17 protein-coding genes are annotated in these 16880 nt (G+C 70.7%); 9 read left to right on the top strand and 8 right to left on the bottom strand.

All coding sequences use genetic code 11. The annotated features are described in order from the left end of the window. Nucleotides 1–300: 300 nt before the first annotated feature. Entirely contained in the window at nt 301–780 is a 480-nt protein-coding gene (locus SNOUR_RS21060; protein ID WP_312633028.1) for an ASCH domain-containing protein, read from the bottom strand. Further along, nucleotides 777–1517 (bottom strand): hypothetical protein, encoded by a 741-nt coding sequence (locus SNOUR_RS21055; protein ID WP_312636287.1) that lies wholly within the window; start codon nt 1515–1517, stop codon nt 777–779. Before SNOUR_RS21055 ends, SNOUR_RS21060 begins: the two co-directional genes overlap by 4 nt. On the opposite strand from SNOUR_RS21055, the gene SNOUR_RS43195 reads away from it, so the two are divergent. Further along, entirely contained in the window at nt 1419–1946 is a 528-nt protein-coding gene (locus SNOUR_RS43195; protein WP_079142809.1) for a phosphotransferase family protein, read from the top strand. The genes SNOUR_RS21055 and SNOUR_RS43195 overlap by 99 nt on opposite strands. 110 nt (nt 1947–2056) lie before the next feature. On the opposite strand, the gene SNOUR_RS21050 is transcribed toward SNOUR_RS43195, so the two are convergent. After that, entirely contained in the window at nt 2057–3919 is a 1863-nt protein-coding gene (locus SNOUR_RS21050) for an APC family permease (RefSeq protein ID WP_312636034.1), read from the bottom strand. Between the two features lie 495 nt (nt 3920–4414). After that, nucleotides 4415–4942, bottom strand: coding sequence for a DUF5994 family protein (locus SNOUR_RS21045; RefSeq protein WP_067349503.1), 528 nt, complete (start codon nt 4940–4942; stop codon nt 4415–4417). A gap of 279 nt (nt 4943–5221) precedes the next feature. Here SNOUR_RS21045 and SNOUR_RS21040 point away from each other — a divergent pair, with 279 nt between their 5' ends. The 4 genes from SNOUR_RS21040 (at nt 5222) to SNOUR_RS21025 (ending at nt 6927) form a co-directional block, all read left to right on the top strand. After that, nucleotides 5222–5755, top strand: a complete 534-nt coding sequence (locus SNOUR_RS21040) for a DUF5994 family protein (protein ID WP_053658019.1) — start codon at nt 5222–5224, stop codon at nt 5753–5755. A 95-nt stretch (nt 5756–5850) separates the two neighbouring features. Beyond that, the gene (locus tag SNOUR_RS21035) at nt 5851–6111 is read left to right on the top strand and encodes a hypothetical protein (RefSeq protein ID WP_067358577.1); all 261 of its coding nucleotides are present in this window, start codon (nt 5851–5853) and stop codon (nt 6109–6111) included. A gap of 52 nt (nt 6112–6163) precedes the next feature. After that, nucleotides 6164–6436, top strand: a complete 273-nt coding sequence (locus SNOUR_RS21030; RefSeq protein ID WP_067349500.1) for a hypothetical protein — start codon at nt 6164–6166, stop codon at nt 6434–6436. A 68-nt stretch (nt 6437–6504) separates the two neighbouring features. Next, nucleotides 6505–6927 (top strand): YjbQ family protein, encoded by a 423-nt coding sequence (locus SNOUR_RS21025; protein ID WP_067349498.1) that lies wholly within the window; start codon nt 6505–6507, stop codon nt 6925–6927. Nucleotides 6928–7548: 621 nt separating this feature from the next. Here SNOUR_RS21025 and SNOUR_RS21020 read toward each other — a convergent pair. Both SNOUR_RS21020 and SNOUR_RS21015 read right to left on the bottom strand, forming a co-directional pair. Then, a complete protein-coding gene (locus tag SNOUR_RS21020) occupies nt 7549–8037 on the bottom strand; it encodes a universal stress protein (RefSeq protein ID WP_067349495.1) in 489 nt (162 codons plus the stop codon). Nucleotides 8038–8042: 5 nt separating this feature from the next. Then, nucleotides 8043–9299 carry an SLC13 family permease gene (locus tag SNOUR_RS21015; RefSeq protein ID WP_067349493.1) on the bottom strand — a complete coding sequence of 419 codons (1257 nt, stop codon included), beginning with the start codon at nt 9297–9299 and terminating at the stop codon, nt 8043–8045. Nucleotides 9300–10102: 803 nt separating this feature from the next. Between SNOUR_RS21015 and SNOUR_RS21010 the strand changes: the two genes are divergently transcribed. The 3 genes from SNOUR_RS21010 to SNOUR_RS21000 all read left to right on the top strand — a co-directional run bounded on the left by SNOUR_RS21010 (nt 10103) and on the right by SNOUR_RS21000 (nt 14022). Further along, nucleotides 10103–11362, top strand: coding sequence for a hypothetical protein (locus SNOUR_RS21010; protein WP_067349491.1), 1260 nt, complete (start codon nt 10103–10105; stop codon nt 11360–11362). Nucleotides 11363–12053: 691 nt separating this feature from the next. Beyond that, nucleotides 12054–13124: an HpcH/HpaI aldolase/citrate lyase family protein gene (locus SNOUR_RS21005; RefSeq protein WP_067349489.1), complete on the top strand. Its 1071-nt coding sequence runs from the start codon at nt 12054–12056 to the stop codon at nt 13122–13124. A 4-nt stretch (nt 13125–13128) separates the two neighbouring features. Further along, nucleotides 13129–14022 (top strand): HpcH/HpaI aldolase/citrate lyase family protein, encoded by an 894-nt coding sequence (locus tag SNOUR_RS21000; RefSeq protein WP_067349486.1) that lies wholly within the window; start codon nt 13129–13131, stop codon nt 14020–14022. 78 nt (nt 14023–14100) lie between these two features. Here the strand turns inward: SNOUR_RS21000 and SNOUR_RS20995 are convergent, their stop codons facing one another. Further along, on the bottom strand, nt 14101–15216 hold the full coding sequence (locus tag SNOUR_RS20995; RefSeq protein WP_067349483.1) for a CapA family protein: 1116 nt from the start codon (nt 15214–15216) through the stop codon (nt 14101–14103). A 110-nt stretch (nt 15217–15326) separates the two neighbouring features. Continuing rightward, nucleotides 15327–16361, bottom strand: a complete 1035-nt coding sequence (locus SNOUR_RS20990) for a GlxA family transcriptional regulator (RefSeq protein WP_067349481.1) — start codon at nt 16359–16361, stop codon at nt 15327–15329. Nucleotides 16362–16467: 106 nt separating this feature from the next. Here SNOUR_RS20990 and SNOUR_RS20985 point away from each other — a divergent pair, with 106 nt between their 5' ends. Further along, nucleotides 16468–16869 carry a cupin domain-containing protein gene (locus SNOUR_RS20985; RefSeq protein WP_067349478.1) on the top strand — a complete coding sequence of 134 codons (402 nt, stop codon included), beginning with the start codon at nt 16468–16470 and terminating at the stop codon, nt 16867–16869. Nucleotides 16870–16880 lie beyond the last annotated feature (11 nt).

The following is a 16880-nucleotide window of genomic DNA, read 5'->3' as shown; positions in this document are numbered from 1 at the left end:
GTTGAAGCGCACAAGACCCTCCCGAGCGACTTGGTCGGCCGTCATCTCGAATCGCGAGACGCAATTTACGTGAGCTGCGCCACAGGAGGCTGAGTAGCCCGCAACGATGCACTTGCGAATGCTCCCGGCGTTGCCAGGCTGAGGCGAATACGACCAAGGCCGGACCGACTCCTCGTCGGCCCGGCCCTACTCATCGACCTGTTACCGCTCGGCCAACTCGGCCAGCGCTTCCGCCCACTCGGGGACATTGCGGGCTCGAACCTAGAGGCTGATGGCCTGAGGCCCGCTCCCGTACCAGAACTACGCCGGCACGGGTTCTCCGAGGATCCCACTGAGGACCGCCCCGGTGGACGGCGACGCTTCGGCCACCGGCCTCAGCGCTTCACCCGTGAGATATCGGTAGCTCTGTGGTGGATGGAAGGTCCCCGCGGCACGCAGGGCACTGAGCGGCACCGGCTCCTCGAAAGGCTGCGGTTCTTCGAGGGTGAGTCCGCTGGCCTGGGTGGCGCCGCTCATGTACTCGTCGAACTCCTTTCGGCTGATGCCAGTTTGGGCCCGGTGGGCGCGCCACACCTCCCGAGGGGAGCCGACGTTGACCGCCGCGATACGCGCCAGCCCCACCAAAGCCATCGTGGGGGCGGTGGCGTAGAAGACGACGGTGGTGCCGGGTGGCGCGGCAACCCGCTGGCGGCGCACCTCGACCGTCTTGCTGCCCGTCAGGATCGCGGTGGCGAAGCGAGAGTGTACGGACAGCAGCAGCGCGGGTTCCAGATCGTTCACGTCCTTCGGTGTCCCTCTTCGTAGACCGCCTGGAACAGCTTGTTGCTGATCTTCGACAGCGACATCAGCGAAATCTGTAGTTCCAGGCTCTTGGCCAGTGACTTCATTCGCCGCAGCGGCACCGCCCTCGGGAAGATCTCGGTGTCCGAAAACCTCAAGGCCATCGCGCGGCCCGAAGCATCGCGGCGAGCGATCGCGCGTACCTGCTCCCGACCATATACGCCCAGGTGTTCGAATTTCGAGTGCAGGGCATCCGGCAGGTCGATCACCACCTCGTCCAACTGCGAGCAGCCTATGACCATTTGGCCCTCCTCGTAGGAGGAGCCCCTGCTGACGTACCAGAGCAGGCGCGCAGGGACGCTCTCACCACGGTGCCCGGAAGAACGGTAGTAGACGTGCTCCCTGCTGATCCCCAGTTCATCGGGTCGCGGCAGCAGCGTCGCGGGGACATTGAACAGCTCGGTGGACCAACGGGGTTCGACGGGCACCAGGAAGGACGGCATCAAGGAGTCCATGACCTTCGCCGGCCACCAGGCCCTCTCGACGACGCCGGCCACCTCGGCCGACAACCCGGCTTCAAGTGGTGTCTCCTCACGTCCCAGCTCCCGGGCCGCCTCACCGGCAACTGCTGCCACCTCATGGGCAGTCCCGCAGACATCGACCAGCAGGGACGCCAGCCCGCCGTCGTATTCGAAGAAGCCGTCGTCTCCCGAGGCTGCCTCCACGACCGCCTGCACACGTATGCCACAGCCGCCCCAGCTCTACGCGCCACAGCGCGACGCCTCCACCAAGAAGTCGACGTCAGCGACAACGCCATCCAGCCAGTGCTGCTCCATCACGATCTGCAGCCGGGCCACCTGCTTCGCGAACTCACTGGTTCCCGGCTGCTCATCGACTGGGAGCTGGCCACCTTCGGCGACCCTCGATCCGACCTCGCCCGCCTAGCCGTACGCCTCGACCTCGACGACCCCACACCCGTACGCGCTCTCGCCAGCCGGCGGGCCCCCACGGCCGAGAGCCGACTCCATCTGTACTGGCGCATCCATCTGCTCGCCGACGCCACGCTGAGCACAGACCGCGCCGTGCGGGAACGGGCAGCCAGGAGGCTACTCGGTATCGGCGTCGCATCACTGCCGACCTCCTGGTCGGCAGCCCTTCGTACGTGATCAATGCCGGGACGGCAACCCCCATTCCTGCGAGACGGTGTTGGACAAGAGGCAGGTGCATTGCCCCCGCTCGCCTGAGCCGAGGGGCAGACACAGCCACGGGGAGGTGGCTACACGTGGAAGGGGACGGTGGTGATGACGATCTTCGGCAGTGGGCGCAGGGCGTGCCGCAGCCGTGGGGCGATCCTGCTGTGCAGCAGGCGGTAGCGCCGGCGCGTGGTGACGATCTCCGGCACGATGACCGTCAAGGTGAGGTCCGGGCGCTTCGCGTGCAGGGCTTCGATGTAGTGGACCAGTGGTGCGACGATCGCGCGGTAGGGGGAGACCACGACTTCCAGCGGGAGGTGGTCGCCCCAGAGGGTCCAGTACTGGCGGAAGCGTTCGGCCTCGTCCTCTTCGGGGCTGATGTGGAGGGCGAGTACGGGCTGGTGGAGCGAGGCGGCGTAGGCCAGTGCGCGCATGCCGGCCAGGTCCATGGTCGCGATGGGGACGACCGAGAGGTGGCGGATCTCCTGGGGTGTCTCCTCGTCCTCTTCTTCCGTTTGGGCGTCGGGAAGTGCCTTGGGGGACTGCGGAGTTGTTGCTGGGGGCCGTGCCGCGTCGGGGCTGGGGTGTACGGGGATGGTGGGGGCGGGCAGCTCGATGGCGTGCGGGTGCAGGCGAAGCGCCTGGCTGGCAGTCTCGTAGTGGTGCCGGATGCGCATCGTCACCACGAGGAAGAGTCCGACGGCGAGCACGGCGACCCATGCGCCCTCGGTGAACTTGGTGAGGCCGGCGGTGAGGAAGACGACGGCCGACAGCAGGGCGCCGGTGGCGTTGAAGAACAGGCTCTTGCGCCAGTGGCGGTCACGCAGGCGCCACCAGTGGACCACCATTCCGGCCTGGGAGAGGGTGAAGGCCAGGAAGACGCCGACGGCGTACAGCGGGATCAGGGATGCGGTCGTGCCGTTGAAGGCCACATAGACCAGCGTCGCCGCGATCGTCAGCAGAATGATCCCGTTGCTGAAGGCGAGGCGGTCGCCCAGGCGCAGAAAGATCTGCGGGGCGTGTCGGTCGCGGGCGAGCAGGAACAGCACGCGGGGGAAGTCGTTGTAGGCGGTGTTCGCCGCGAGCAGCAGCACCGCGGCCGTGGCGGCCTGTGTGAGGACGTACAGCGGTCCGGAGCCGAAGCTGTGGTGGGCGAGTTGGGAGAGGACCGTCTCCTGGGTGCCGGGGACGACGCCGTCGAGTCGGACCATGGCGATCGTGCCGGCGAACAGCGTGATGAGCAGGCCGATCATCCAGGTCAGCGTGGTGCGGGCGTTGCGCCACTCCACGGGCTGGAATGCCGGCACCGCGTTGGAGATCGCCTCGATACCGGTCATCGCCGTGGCCCCGGAGGCGAAGGCGCGCATCACGAGCAGGACGCCGACGCTCTCCGTGGCGTTCAGGTGCGGAGCCGCAGTGGGGTGGAAACCGCGGCCGGCGGCGTCGACGAGGCCCACGGTGACGAGCGCGAACACCGCGACGACGAAAGCGTAGGTCGGCGCGGCGAACAGTGCGCCGGCCTGCCGGATGCCCCGCAGGTTCCCGGCGAGCAGCAGGGCGATCACACCGACGCCGATCGGGACGGCGTCGGTGGCGAGCGAGGGAACCGCCGAGGTGATCGCCGCCACCCCGGAGGCGATCGACACCGCGACCGTGAGGATGTAATCGGTCATCAGGCCGGCGGCGGCGATCAGTCCGGGCACGCGGCCCAGATTGTCGCTGGCGACGATGTACGAGCCGCCGCCGTGCGGATACGCGCGGATGGTCTGGCGGTACGACACCCCCACCGCCAGCATCAGGAAGGCGATCGTGGCGGCGATCGGCACGGAGTAGGCCAGTCCCGCCGCGCCGCCGAGTACGAGGACGGCGAGCATGGCCTCGGGCCCGTAGGCGACCGAGGAGAGTGCGTCGGCGGACAGGACGGGCAGCGCCACCAGCTTGCGCATCCGCTCCTGCGCGATCGCCGTGCTCTTCAGGGCGGCCCCCAGGACGACGCGCCGCACGTGGTAGCCGAAGCGGCCCAGTCGGCCAGGCGGCAGCTCCCCCGCGGCCTCGCCGGGGGCGGGCGGTCGCCCGCCGAGAGGCGAGACGCTGACCAGACGCCCCCACCCGACAGGCTGGATCTCCGCAGGGGACGGGAAACGGCCCAGATCGGAATCCACGGGCAGCGCCCGGTGCCACGCCTCAGGAGTCGACACCCGCCCCCATTCACGCCCCACCCGGCGCAGCAGCCCCAACTGCTCCTCGTCGAGCCCCGGCAAGACGGCCGAAGGGCTCAGCGCACCGGAGTCCCGGCCCTCTCCCCCGCCATCACTCTGCACATGCGACACGTGACGTAGTGTCACCTATTGGTGCCCGTCGAAGCCGCACCTTCGAGGCGATCTGAATCCCTGTCGTCAAAGTCGTCGACGTCGCCGAAGTCCCGCTGGCTTCCTCACGGCTCACCGCTCACCGGGTGCGCGGTCCGTCCGAGGCTCTTCCGCGGGAACCGGGGGTGCCCGATGGGTGCCAGTGTCGATGAGGATCTGCTCGGCCTGGGTGACGTTGCCGGCCTGGACGGCCCTGGCCATGGCGGTGCGGGCCGCTTCGGGCGTCGCGTGCGGCGGGACCACCAGCAGGGAGAAGTGGTCCTGGTCGCCTCGGGTGATGAGGATGGTGTCGTCGCCGACCGGGAAGGAGTCGATGTGCACGACCCGGTCGTCGACGACCAGACGGGTCGGCAGATCCTCCCAGGCGTCGGTGTCCAGTCCGACGCGCAGGACGGGACCGAGGTGCTCGGTCAGCGCGGCGATCAGGCTGGGGAGCTCGGCGCCGATGTCGCGGGAACGCGGCCACCACGCGCCGTCGAGAACCTGCTCGCGGGTCTGCGAGGTCACCAGCCTCAGGAGGGCCGTCCCGGGCCTGACGGCCTGGTGCACCGCCTCCGGAAGAACCCCCGGAGGGACGCGCGAAGCGTCGGATTCGGCCATGGTCGTTCGCCCGCCTTCCAGAGCGGTGCGTCCGCCCGGCGAGGCGACCTCCTCACTTCACCGTACTCCGCGAGCCAGGGCACGGACGCGCCCCGCGGCGACGGCGCCGATCCGCTTTCGCCAGGAAAGTCCCTGGCGAAAGCGCCTTCACGGACTACCGGCCGGAGTAGGGTGAAGAGACCGGGAGTACTTCGCACACCGGCTCCCACGTCGGCGTCGTTCTCGGCGAGCAACAACACCGGGACATCCGTCGACGAGTCCCGGGGACAGGTTCGCGCCATGACCGCGACCATTGACCGCATCATCATCAGCGAGCGCGCACCTTCACTGCCGGCCCGCCTCTCCTTCACTCCGGCAGGATCACCTCCGGGGCTCCTGGACGGCGCCTGGTGGCCCCGCTCTCGCGATCTCTTCCGCGAACTTCCCGCACTGACGAAGGTGTTGGACGCGCGCTGGGGCCGGATCACGCATGTCACGGTGAACCCGACCTACTGGCCCGTGGTGCCGCGCAAGGTGCCGGTGGCCGGGCACACCGTGCATGTGGGCTGGTTCGCCGAGGAGCAGGATCCGAACAAGCTGATCCTCCTCTCCTACACCGCGGGCCGCTGGGACCTGCTGGTGATCCCGCCGGAGAGCGATCCGGCCGCCGCCGCCCGGCTGATGTCCGCCGCAGCCACCCCCGGCGGCCTGCTGACCGCCAGCGCCCTCATGGCGAGCGAGCACACCACCCATGACGCACAGGAGACGCTGTGGCGGGAAGAAGACTGGGAGACCGACGGCGGAGCCGTCTCGGCAAACGGGGGCCGCGCATGACACCGACCTTTTTCTGACCGGGGGCGGTGGGTGTGACGCAACGGCATCACACCCACCGACACGTCATCCTGCCGTCCCACGCAAGCGAGGTCACCATGAAGTCCCCGGAACTCCCCTCGGCCGGGCGCGCCGACGTACGCATCGTCGCCGCGTCCCCCGAAGCCGCCCGTCAGGTCGCAGAAGCCCTCCGATGTCACTTCGCCGCCACCGAACAGCGCAGCTACCCCGTCGACGACTCGGGCGGAACCCGCCTCCACCTCACCATCGACACCACCCGCACACCGGAGCCGGCGCAGCCCTGGCTGGTATCCAGCCGATCCTCCGGGGACGCCCGCACCCAGGCGGACGAAATCTGAAGCGAAGGCCCGCAGGCTCCGAGTCCGGCGCTGGCACGAGTGGACAGCGATCATGGCAACCCTGCAAGAGCGGAAGCACTACCGCGAAGCGATCATGAAGGCCCTGTACGAGACCACGGAAGGCAATCGCTTCCTCGGCGTCACCGGGGCGAAGCTACGCGACGATCTTCAGATCCCCGAGCGGGATCTGGCCGCCGCATGCGCATATCTGGTGGGCGAAGGGCTCGTCACCGTCGACTGGGAACAAGGAAACACACCCGTAATGGTCACGCTGACGCACCAGGGAATCCGGCTCATGGAAGCCGAAGAGGAGGAACGGGGCTGACGCGAAGCGCATGCTGTTCACCCATCCGGCCGTCAGCGCTCAGGCTCCGCGACGGGTACCGGTGAACCATGGCTGGCACCTTCACCACCCGCACGATCAACATCACGACCGGCTCCACCGAGACCCTGCACGACCTCACGAACGCATGCTCCGTCTTCCTCCGAGAGGTCGCTCACGGGCGAAACGGACTGCTGAACATCTTCACCCCCCACGCGACGTCCGGCCTGGCCGTCATCGAGACCGGCGCGGGCAGCGACAATGATCTGTTGGCGGCCCTCCGCGACCTTCTTCCCGCCGACGACCGCTGGCAAGACCGCCACGGCAGTCCTGACCGCAGCAGCGCCCACATGCTCCCGGCTCTGGTCCCACCACACGCCACGTTGCCCGTAGTCGACGGTGAGCTTGAGCTGGGGACCTCGCAGTCCGTCGTACTCGTGAGCACCGACCGGGACACCCCAGAACGCCATGTCCGGCTGTCTTTCCTGAGCTGACCGCACGACCCTGCCGGTACTCCAGTCGCAGCTCGACGCGCTCGCCGAACGCGGCATCCCCCGGGACCAGATCTTCGCCGAGAAGATCAGCACCCGGGTGCGGGTCCGCCCGCAGTTCCAGGCCGCGCTCGCGTGCGCCCGGGAGATCAAGGCCCATGCCCCGCACTGTCGGGTGATTTTCGCGGTGAACGAGATGAAGAGAACTGGGGCGGGACGCCGCGGAGCTGACCGCCACGGCGCCTCCAGCGTCGTCCGCAGGGCGTCGACCGCCTCCCCGCCGATCCGCTCGGCGAACTGCTCCTCCAGCCGTTTCCTGCGCCATCGGCCGAGACGGGGCCTGCCCGCGCCAATGCCCACGGTCACCTGCGCCGCGTACGCGACCTCACTCGCTTGCTCCACGGGCGTCTGGCACTCCTAGGTGCATTGATCACGCGTCGGGGAGTGGTGCTCGAACCCAGTGGTCACGGCTGCGGTCTTCGGTCAGCGTCGTCCGACGTCCTGGCCGATGAGGCGAAGCAGCTCACCGTCCCGGTCGGGTCCGCCATGGGGTGGGTCGACGAGCAACGAAAGAAGAACCAGGTCAAGCGACGTTTTCTCGCTGGAGTACTGCCTACTGGAGTACTAGCGGTGGTGGGGTGGTGGCGGGATGGTGGCGGTGCTGGGTGCGGTCTCCGGCCAGACCAGCAGGACGGGGCAGGGGGCGTGGTCGACGATGAAGCGGCTGGCGGGAGCCAGGCTGCGGGGGCCGAGGTGGGTGCGGTCGCCGTCGCGGGCGAGGATGAGCAGGTCGGCGCCTTCTGCGGCGGCCACGACCTCCCGTTCGACGCGGCCCGAGCGTTCCTGCCGGCTAGAGGGGCGTCCCAGGCGCGCGGCCGCGCTGGCCAGGAGCTGTTCGGCGGAGGCGGCGGCGAGGTGTTCCACGGCGGTGCCCGGGTCGCGGTCGGGGCGTGATCGGCCCAGCAGTCCGGCGTAGGCGCCGTGCGCGGCGTCCGGCACCTCGTGGCCGGTGACGTGGAGCAGCACCATGTCGGCGTCCGCGGGCGTGTGGGTGCGCGCGGCGTCGACGCAGGCGGGCCAGGTGCCCTCCACGATCCAGACGATGACGGTCACGGTGTTCAGCCTCCGATCGCTTGGAGTGAGGTCCACAGTGCCACCACGGCGAACAGCAGGGTGGCCGGTACGGCGAGCAGGCCGAGTCGGGTGAACTCGCCCAGGGCCACGTCGGTGTCGTGTTCGCGCACGATCCTTCGCCACAGCAGGGTGGCCAGCGAGCCGGCGTAGGTGAGGTTCGGGCCGATGTTGACGCCGAGGAGGACGGCCAGGACGGCGCCGGGGCCGGTGGGGGCGGTCAGGGGGAGCAGGACCAGGACGGCGGGCAGGTTGTTGATGATGTTGGCCAGTACGGCTGCCAGTGCCGCGATGGCGAGGAGGGCCGGAAGGCTTGTGCCGCCGGGTACCAGGTGGCCCAGCGCGTTGGCGAGTCCGTTGTCGACCACGGCCCGGACCACGATGCCCAGGGCCAGGACGAAGGCGCAGAACGGCAGGGCCGCGGCCCGGACGATCGCGGTGGGGGTGGTGCGGCGCTGGGCCAGCGCGCGGGCTGCCAGAACGGCCGCGCCCGCGGCTGCCGCCCAGGCCGGGTTGATGCCGACCGCCGAGGTCAAAACGAAGCCCGCAAGGGTGCCTGCCACTGTCACCAGGGCGAACAGCGGCAGTTCGCGGGGTTCGTCGGTGGGCGGGGTCTGGGCGCCGGCGTCCAGGTCGGTGGCGAAGAAGCGGCGGATGACCAGGTACTCGGCACCGATGGCGACCAGCCAGGGTAGTGCCATCAGGGCGGCGAAACGGGTGAAGCTCAGGCCGCTGGCGGCGAACGCCAGCAGGTTGGTGAGGTTGGAGACAGGCAGCAGCAGCGAGGCGGTGTTGGAGAGGTGGGTGCAGGCGTACACGTGCGGTTTGGCGCGGGCGCCCAGCCGGGCGGCGGTGGCGAACACCACCGGGGTCAGCAGCACCACCGTGGCGTCCAGGCTGAGCACCGCGGTGATCAGCGAGGCGATCACGAACACCAGCACCAGCAGACGACGGGGGCGGCCGGCCGCCCTGCGGGCCATCCAGGCACCGCAGGCGTGGAACAGCCCCTCGTCATCGCACAGCTGGGCCAGGACCAGGACGGCCGCGAGGAAGCCGATCACCGGGCCCAGCCGGGCGGCCTCGGTCGCCGCGTGGTCGAGGGAGATCGCACCGGTGGCGATGACCACTCCCGCGGCGGGGACGGCCACGACCGCCTCCGGCCAGCCCCACGGCCGGATCACCGCGCACGCCAGCACCGCCAGGAGCAGGGCGACAGAGAGGGCTTCTGCGAGTGAGGCGTTCAGGGTCGGAACCTTTCGGAGGATGCCGGCGTAGCGGAAGGACGCGCCGGATCGGCGGCGAAGGGCGTCGAGTACGCCGCGTTCGTGGGGCGCACCGCAATCCCAGGAAGTAGTAGAATATTAAACTAGTGGGGCTCGCCCTGTGGCCCGGTGTCGTTCGCGCCGGGGAGCTTGGCGTCGTCGGTGGAGTTCATTGGGAGCCTCACACAGACCTCGGAGGGCACCCGATCAGCATCAACGACCGGGACTCCGGCGGCAGCGCTCTGAGCGCCTGGCCACTTCGGCCGCCGACGGATGCCGCCCTCGCGCCGCGGTGGCGCTTCACCTCTGCGTCTGCGGACCGGCCGTGACGGGTCTTGCCGACCCTCGAATATGGCGTTGACGGTTGCGAGCCCCGATCCGGGCGGGGTGCGGTGGGGAATGCGGTGACCCGGGCCGGGTGATGTTGCCTGCGTCGCAGGCCGCGACAGGCGTCGCCTCCGGCGCGGCCTGCGAGTTCGCCGCCGCAGCAGCGCGGGCGAAAGCTGGAGGTGTCACCGCCGCCGCGGCCGCACGCGCCCGACACGCCTTCGAACTGATCGAGGATGGGCTACGAAGGCGTGCCGCGAGGTGAGCAAATCATGGAGACCGTGTGAATGTGGCCAACTTGATGTCCGCATGCACGCGCGTAGACGTCGCGGACGCCGAGGCACGGGATGCGCGCGCCTGCCGTGCCGAGTGGGTCGCAAGTGACTGAAAATTAAACTAGTGATCGACAGGCGCACTACGGTTGCGGCGGTTGCTGTTCCACCGAGAGGAAACCCCTCATGACCGCCGCCGACAGCGCACCGAGTACGGCCCGCATCCTCACCGGCTACCGCCCGGAGGACGGCTTCGTGGCCGTGGAGCTGAATCCGCCCCCCGCCGAGTACGTCTGGCACGACGAAGACGCCGAGCAGCAAGAGGAGCGGTACGGCCCGGGCGTGGGATACCACCAATGGTTGGCCGTCGAAGCGCAGAGCGGTGCGGTCTGGTTCGGTGACGTCGACTGGCGGGCTTCGCGCGAGCACCTGGACAGCCAGCTCCCCGGCGTACCGCGCAGGGCACTCGGCGACGGGACGCTGCCGGCCCCCGGCGTTCTCGTGTACCTGCTGACCCACCTTGCGCACGACGAGCAGCGCGGCTACTCCTGGCGCTTCTTCACCGCTGAGGAGCTGCATGCGCTCGCGCGGCGCATACTGCCCGCCGTACAGCGGCTCGTGGACTCGATACACCGTACGGGGCCGGCCGGCGAACTGGAGTGGTCCGCCGAGGCCGCCACCGCCTGGGACGACATCGAGCAGGCCGCCACCTACACCTTCGCTCCCTCCGGAGAGGTCGTCTGGCCCAGGCTCCGGACGAGCCCGGTCCCCACATGGCGGGTCGAGGTCAGCGCGTTCCTCGCGAGCAACCCCGACTTGTGCGACCCGTCCTGGGGAACGGCCACCGACGCGGAACTGGAGGCTTACGCCGACTACCGGCCCGACTCGGGCTACGGCGGTGTCCCGGGGCGGATATGCCGCGCCGCCGACCGGCAGATCGAAGACGGTTTCACCTTCTACGGCCACCGCGCCGCCCTGTACGCCTACCGCGCCCAGGCGTGCGGCGACCGTACTCCTACGGAGGCCCGCCTCTGGCTGGAGACGACGGAGGCCGGCAGGGACACCTGGGAGGCTGCCAAGCCTCCCGGAGCCACCCTCGCCGATGTGCCGGACTGCGTGCTGGCGGCCCTGGCGGAACGCTTCCAGAGCGCTGCACACGAGGAGGGATTGGTGCTGACGGGCCTGTCCGCCCATCTGCAGCAGTTGCGCGCCGACGAACGGGCCGCCGTCGACCGGCGGCTTGTCTACGAAGGCGAGGAGGTCGAACGCCTCGAAGGCATGCTCAAGGACTTCCGCGCCGCGCGGAACCGCACCGTGACCCGGATCCTGGCCTGGGCCGACGGTCGCGACGACGCGGAGATAGCCCGCCTGGCCTCCATGTCCCATGACTACGTCCGTGACTGGCGGGACCGCCTGACCACCGAACAGGCCACGGCGACGCCTTAGGGGCTGTGTGAGGTTGCGATCGCCGCCCTTCGGTTTCGGGCATAGAAGGGGAAGGGCGTAGAACTCCGCGAAGGCCCTGGTCGACGACCGGGGCCTTGTCCGTTGTCCGGGGGCAGTGTCCGGACTCCTCGTGGGCTGCTTCGCGTAACGCTGGTGTCGGCGTGGGGAGTTAGGGGAACCCACAGCCGGCACTTGATGCGTCCGAGGTGAGTGAGGGCGCTGAGGTACGGGGTGAACTCTCTTTGGTTGGCGACGGCTTGGTGAACCTCGGACGTTGGGGTTGGCATGGCGGTCGGAGAGGAACGCGATGACGGACCGTGCCGCGATCGCCGCGCAGGAGTGCGTGCTGGAGATCCGGGGCCGGGAGCGGTCGGGTGGGATCGCGGCCTTGTGAGTTCGGCGCAGTCCACGCGGCGCACGCGGCGGTGGACGGCCCGCCGGTCGTCGGTGCGCAGCGCCGCGATGGCGATCGGGGGCGTTCGGCCGTAGCGCGCGTTGAGGCCGGCTGTGGGGAAGTCGGCGTGAGGGCGGTGGAGTTGGCGTGCAGATGCGGGCGGGCGTCGGGGCGTCGCTTCGCGTTCCGTGATCAACGGCACACATACTGCGCGGTAACAAGCGCCGGGTGGCGGGCCTAGAGTGTGCGCCGTTGGCCGGCTCCGGGCCGGGTGGTCGGTGCGAGGTGGGAGGCAGCGTGCGCTCTCCGAAGGACTTTTTCCGTCCGTTGGCCGTAGGGGCCCCGGAGCCGGTGCGGGAGGTGCCGTTCCGGCCGTCGCGGATGATCCACTTCTTCGATCCGGGCAATCCCCGGATGGCCGCCAAGGTGCCGGACATCGCGCCGGGCGTCGACGTGCTGCTCGGCAACCTGGAGGACGCGGTCGCCGCGGACCGCAAGGAGGCGGCGCGGACCGGGCTGGTCGAGATCGCCCGCGCAACCGACTTCGGCCAGACGCAGCTGTGGACGCGGATCAACAGCCTGGACTCGCCGTGGGCGTTGGACGACCTGCTGACGCTGGTCACCGAGATCGGCGACAAGCTGGACGTGATCATGGTGCCGAAGGTGGAGGGCGCCGAGGACATCCACTACGTCGACCGGCTGGTGGCGCAGTTGGAGGCGAAGGCCGGGGTGCGGCGGCCGATCCTGCTGCACGCCATCCTGGAGACGCCGCGCGGGGTCGCCAACGTGGAGGAGATCGCCGGGGCCAGCCCGCGGATGCAGGGCATGTCGCTGGGGCCGGCGGACCTGGCGGCGAGCCGGCGGATGAAGACGACGCGGGTGGGGGGCGGCCACCCCGGATACCTCGTCCGGGAGGATCCGCTTCCGGGGGCGGCGGACGCGCCGCGGGCGGTGTTCCAGCAGGACCTGTGGCACTACACGATCGCGCGGATGGTGGACGCCTGCGCGGCGCACGGGATCCTGCCGTACTACGGGCCGTTCGGCGACATCAAGGACACCGTGGCGTGCGAGGACCAGTTCCGCAACGCCTTCCTGCTGGGCTGCGTGGGGGCGTGGAGCCTGCACCCGGTGCAGATCGGGATCGCGAAGAAGGTGTTCTCGCCGGCGCCGGCGGAGGTCGCCTGGGCCCGCCGGGTCATCGCGGAGATGGGCGACGGCACCGGTGCGGTGATGATCGACGGGAAGATGCAGGACGACGCCACGGTCAAGCAGTGCCGGGTGGTGGTGGAGCTCGCCGAGGCACTGGTGGCGCGCGACCCCGAGCTGAAGGCGGCGTACGCGGCGGCGAGCGGCGAAGGAACGGAGTAGGGCCATGGGTGCGACGGACGAAGGGCAGGGGGCCGTGCGGGCGCGGCGGTCGGTGCTGTACATGCCGGGCGCCAACGAGCGGGCGCTGGAGAAGGCCCGGGCGCTGCCGGCGGACGGCCTGATCCTGGATCTGGAGGACGCGGTCGCCCCGGACGCCAAGGAGGCGGCGCGGGAGCGGGTCGCGGCGGCGGTGGCGTCGGGCGCGTACGGCCGCCGGGAGGTGACGATCCGGGTCAACGGGCCGGGCACCCCGTGGTTCGCGGACGATCTGCGGGCAGCGGCACAGGCCGGTCCGGACGCGGTGGTGGTGCCGAAGGTGGAGTCCGCGCAGACCGTGCGGGAGGTCGAGCGGCGGCTGGAGGAGGCCGGTGCCCCGGACCACACCGCGATCTGGGCGATGGTGGAGACGCCCCGGGCGATGCTGGACGCCCGTGCGGTGGCCGGGGCGAGCGAGCGGCTGACGGTGCTGGTGATGGGCACCAACGACCTGGCGAAGGAGCTGCACGCCGCGCATGTGCCGGGTCGGGCGCCGCTGCTGACGGGGCTGTCGCTGGCGCTGCTGGCGGCTCGCGAGGCCGGCAAGGCGATCCTGGACGGGGTGTTCAACGACGTCCGGGACCTGGCCGGGTTCGAGGCGGAGTGCGTCCAGGGGCAGCAGTTCGGGTTCGACGGCAAGACGCTGATCCATCCGTCGCAGATCGAGCCGTGCAACCGGGTGTTCGCGCCGGCCGAGGCGGAGGTGGCACGGGCGCGGAAGATCATCGACGCGTTCGAGGCCGCGGGCCGGGAGGGCCGCGGGGTGGTCACGGTGGACGGCCGGATGGTGGAGAACCTGCACGTGGAGGAGGCGCGGCGGGTGCTGGCGCTGGCCGCGGCGGTGGCCGGCGCACAGGAGTAGCGCGGCATCGGGTGCGGTCGGCAGCAGGTGTTGCGGTCGGCGCCGGGTGCGGTCGGCGCCGGGTGCGGTCGGCGCCGTTCAGGCCGGGCGCAGGGTCAGGACGGGGGCCGGGTCGGTGGTGAGGGCGCCGGGGGCGAAGCCGCCGGCGAGGCGGTCGAAGAGGGCGCCGAGCCAGCGGGCGTCCTCGGCCGAGGCGTGCCGCAGCCGCATCCGGTGGGCCTGGAAGGGGACGATCCGCAGCTCCTGGAGGCGGCCGGTGCCGGGCTCCAGGGCCGCGAGATAGAGCGGGCGCAGGTCGTCGCGGTAGCGCTCGTAGCCGGTGATGCCCTCGTAGTCGTCGATGAAGTCACCGCATCCGTGGAGGATCAGCTTTCCCTGGTAGACCTCCACCGGGCGCGGGTGGTGCGAGGAATGGCCGTGGACGAGATCCACGCCGGCGTCGATCAGGGCGTGCGCACAGGCGGTCTGCGCACGGGGGACGCCGTAGCCCCAGTTGGAGCCCCAGTGCACCGACACCATGGCCAGGTCGCCGATCCGCTTCCGGGCGCGCAGCTGGGCGGCCACCGCGGCGGCGGTGGCCGGCGTGGGGCCGTCCGCCCAGTGGACGCCGCTGTGCCGGGCGGTCGCGGCCCAGGTGCGCGGGATACCGCTGGAGGGCATGCCGAGGGCGAGTACGAGCAGGCGGTGGCCGCCGGGAAGACGGACCACCGCGGGCCGGCGGGCCGCCTCGGCGTCGGCGCCCGCACCCACCGAGCGCAGGCCGGCGGCGGCCAGGCCCCGCAGCGTCTCGGCCAGCCCCTCGCGGCCGAAGTCCAGGACGTGGTTGTTGGACAGCACGCAGACGTCGGGGCGGGCGGCGACCAGGCAGGGGAGGTTCGCTGGGTGCATCCGGTAGTGGATCTCCCGACCGGGGGCGAAGGTGCCGCGCCGGGTGACGGAGGTCTCCAGGTTGAGCACCCGGGCGTCGGGCTCGGCGGCGTCGAGCGCAGCCAGGGCATCGCCCCAGGGGTAGCGGAAGGCGACGGGGTGGTGGACCGGGCCGTTGGCCGACTCGGCCAGGCCGACATAGATCCGGGCGTCCTGGACGTAGGGTTCGCGCAGCTCGGGGTCGCCGGGGAAGGGCAGGATCTGGTCGACTCCGCGGCCGAGCATCACATCGCCGCAGAGTGCGAGCGTGACGGGTTCAGCGGTCATCGACGCGCACCGGCTTCCTTTTCCCAGGTTAGGGGCCGGCCGGCGGGGAGGCCCTGGCGACCGCCTCTGCGGCGTTTCACGTGAAACACCGCGCTTCCCGGGGCTGTGTTTCACGGGCCGTGCGGCACATGGACGGCGGCGCGTCCCTCGCCGGCGTCCGGTCCGAAGCGGCGGCGGTAGCCGGACGGGGTCAGACCGGTCTCGCGGCGCATCAGGGTGCGCAGATGGGTCGCGGTGCCCAGGCCGCTGCGGCGGGCGACCACGTCCAGGCGGGTCTCGCCGCGTTCGATCAACCGGCAGGCCAGGGCGATCCGTTCGCCGGTGAGCCAGGCCAGCGGGGTGATGCCCAACTGGGCTCGGAAGCGGCGGTGCAGGGTCGCCGGGCTGACCGCGGCGCGGGCGGCCAGGTCGGGCACCGTGAGCGGGGCGTCGAGGCGTTCCTGGGCCCAGGCCAGGAGCGGGGCGAGTGAGACGTCCGGTATGCGGGGGACGGGGCGCTCCACGAACTGCCGCTGGCCGCCGTCCCGGTGGGCGGCGAAGACCAGCCGGCGGCTGACCACGTTGGCGATCTCCGCACCGTGGTCGCGACGGACCACGTGCAGCCCCAGGTCGAGCGCGGCGGCGCTGCCGGCCGCGGTGAGGATGTCGCCGTCGTCCACGAACAGCACATCGGGTTCCAGGTGGACGTCGGGGAAGCGGATCCGGAAGGCATCGGCCCACTGCCAGTGGGTGGTGGCCCGGCGGCCGTCGAGAACGCCCGCCTCGGCGAGGGTGAAGGCGCCCGTGCAGAAACTGATCAGCCGCGCGCCACGGGCCCGGGCGCGGCGGACGGCGTCGAGCAGGGCGGGCCGGCGGGGCACGTCGACATCGGGCCGGTGGGGGACGATCACGGTGTCCGCACTGTCGGCCGCCGTCAGGTCGGCGACGCCGGTGAGGGTGAAGAAGCCGTCCCGCATCACGGTCAGCGGCTCCGGCGCGCAGAGGGTGAAGTCGTAGAGCGGACGGTCTATCTCGGGGCGCTGAAGTCCGAACACCTCGATCGCGCAGCCGAGTTCGAAGGGGTTGGTGTTCTCGTCGACGATGGCGACGACGCGGTGCGGGCGAGCGCGGCGGTTCGCGGCGCGGCCCGGTATTCGGTTCGGCATCCGGTTCGGTATTCGGCCCGGTATCCGGTTCGGTTGCGAGGATCGTTGCGGCATATGCGATTCCTAGCACTCACACCGCGCGAGTGGGGCGGACCAGGATCGGATCATGAACACACAACCGCACCAGCCCCTGGAGCTCGGCGCCGCGCTGGCCTCCTTCGACGCCCTGTGGAGCCCCCGGATCGTCACCCAGGTCAACGACTACGACGTCCGGGTCGCCAAGGTCGCCGGCGAGCACCTGTGGCACGCCCACGACGACACCGACGAGTTCTTCCTGGTACTGGAGGGAGAGCTGTTCCTCGCACTGCGGGAGGCGGCCGGGGAGCGCACCGTCCGACTCCCCAAGGGCGCCGTGTTCACCGTCCCGCGGGGCACCGAGCACAAGCCGTCGGCCCCATCCGGCGCCTCGCTGCTGCTCTTCGAGCCCACCGGGACGTCCACCGTCGGCGACCGGCACGAGGACGTCCCCGACCACGTGGACGTGACCACGGGGCACGCACTGGGGTGAGGAGCGGGCCC

The sequence above is a fragment of the Streptomyces noursei ATCC 11455 genome, from assembly GCF_001704275.1.
GTDB classification, from domain to species: domain Bacteria; phylum Actinomycetota; class Actinomycetes; order Streptomycetales; family Streptomycetaceae; genus Streptomyces; species Streptomyces noursei.
Note: the sequence above shows the minus strand (reverse complement) of the source record. Positions and strands in the feature narration are given on the sequence as shown.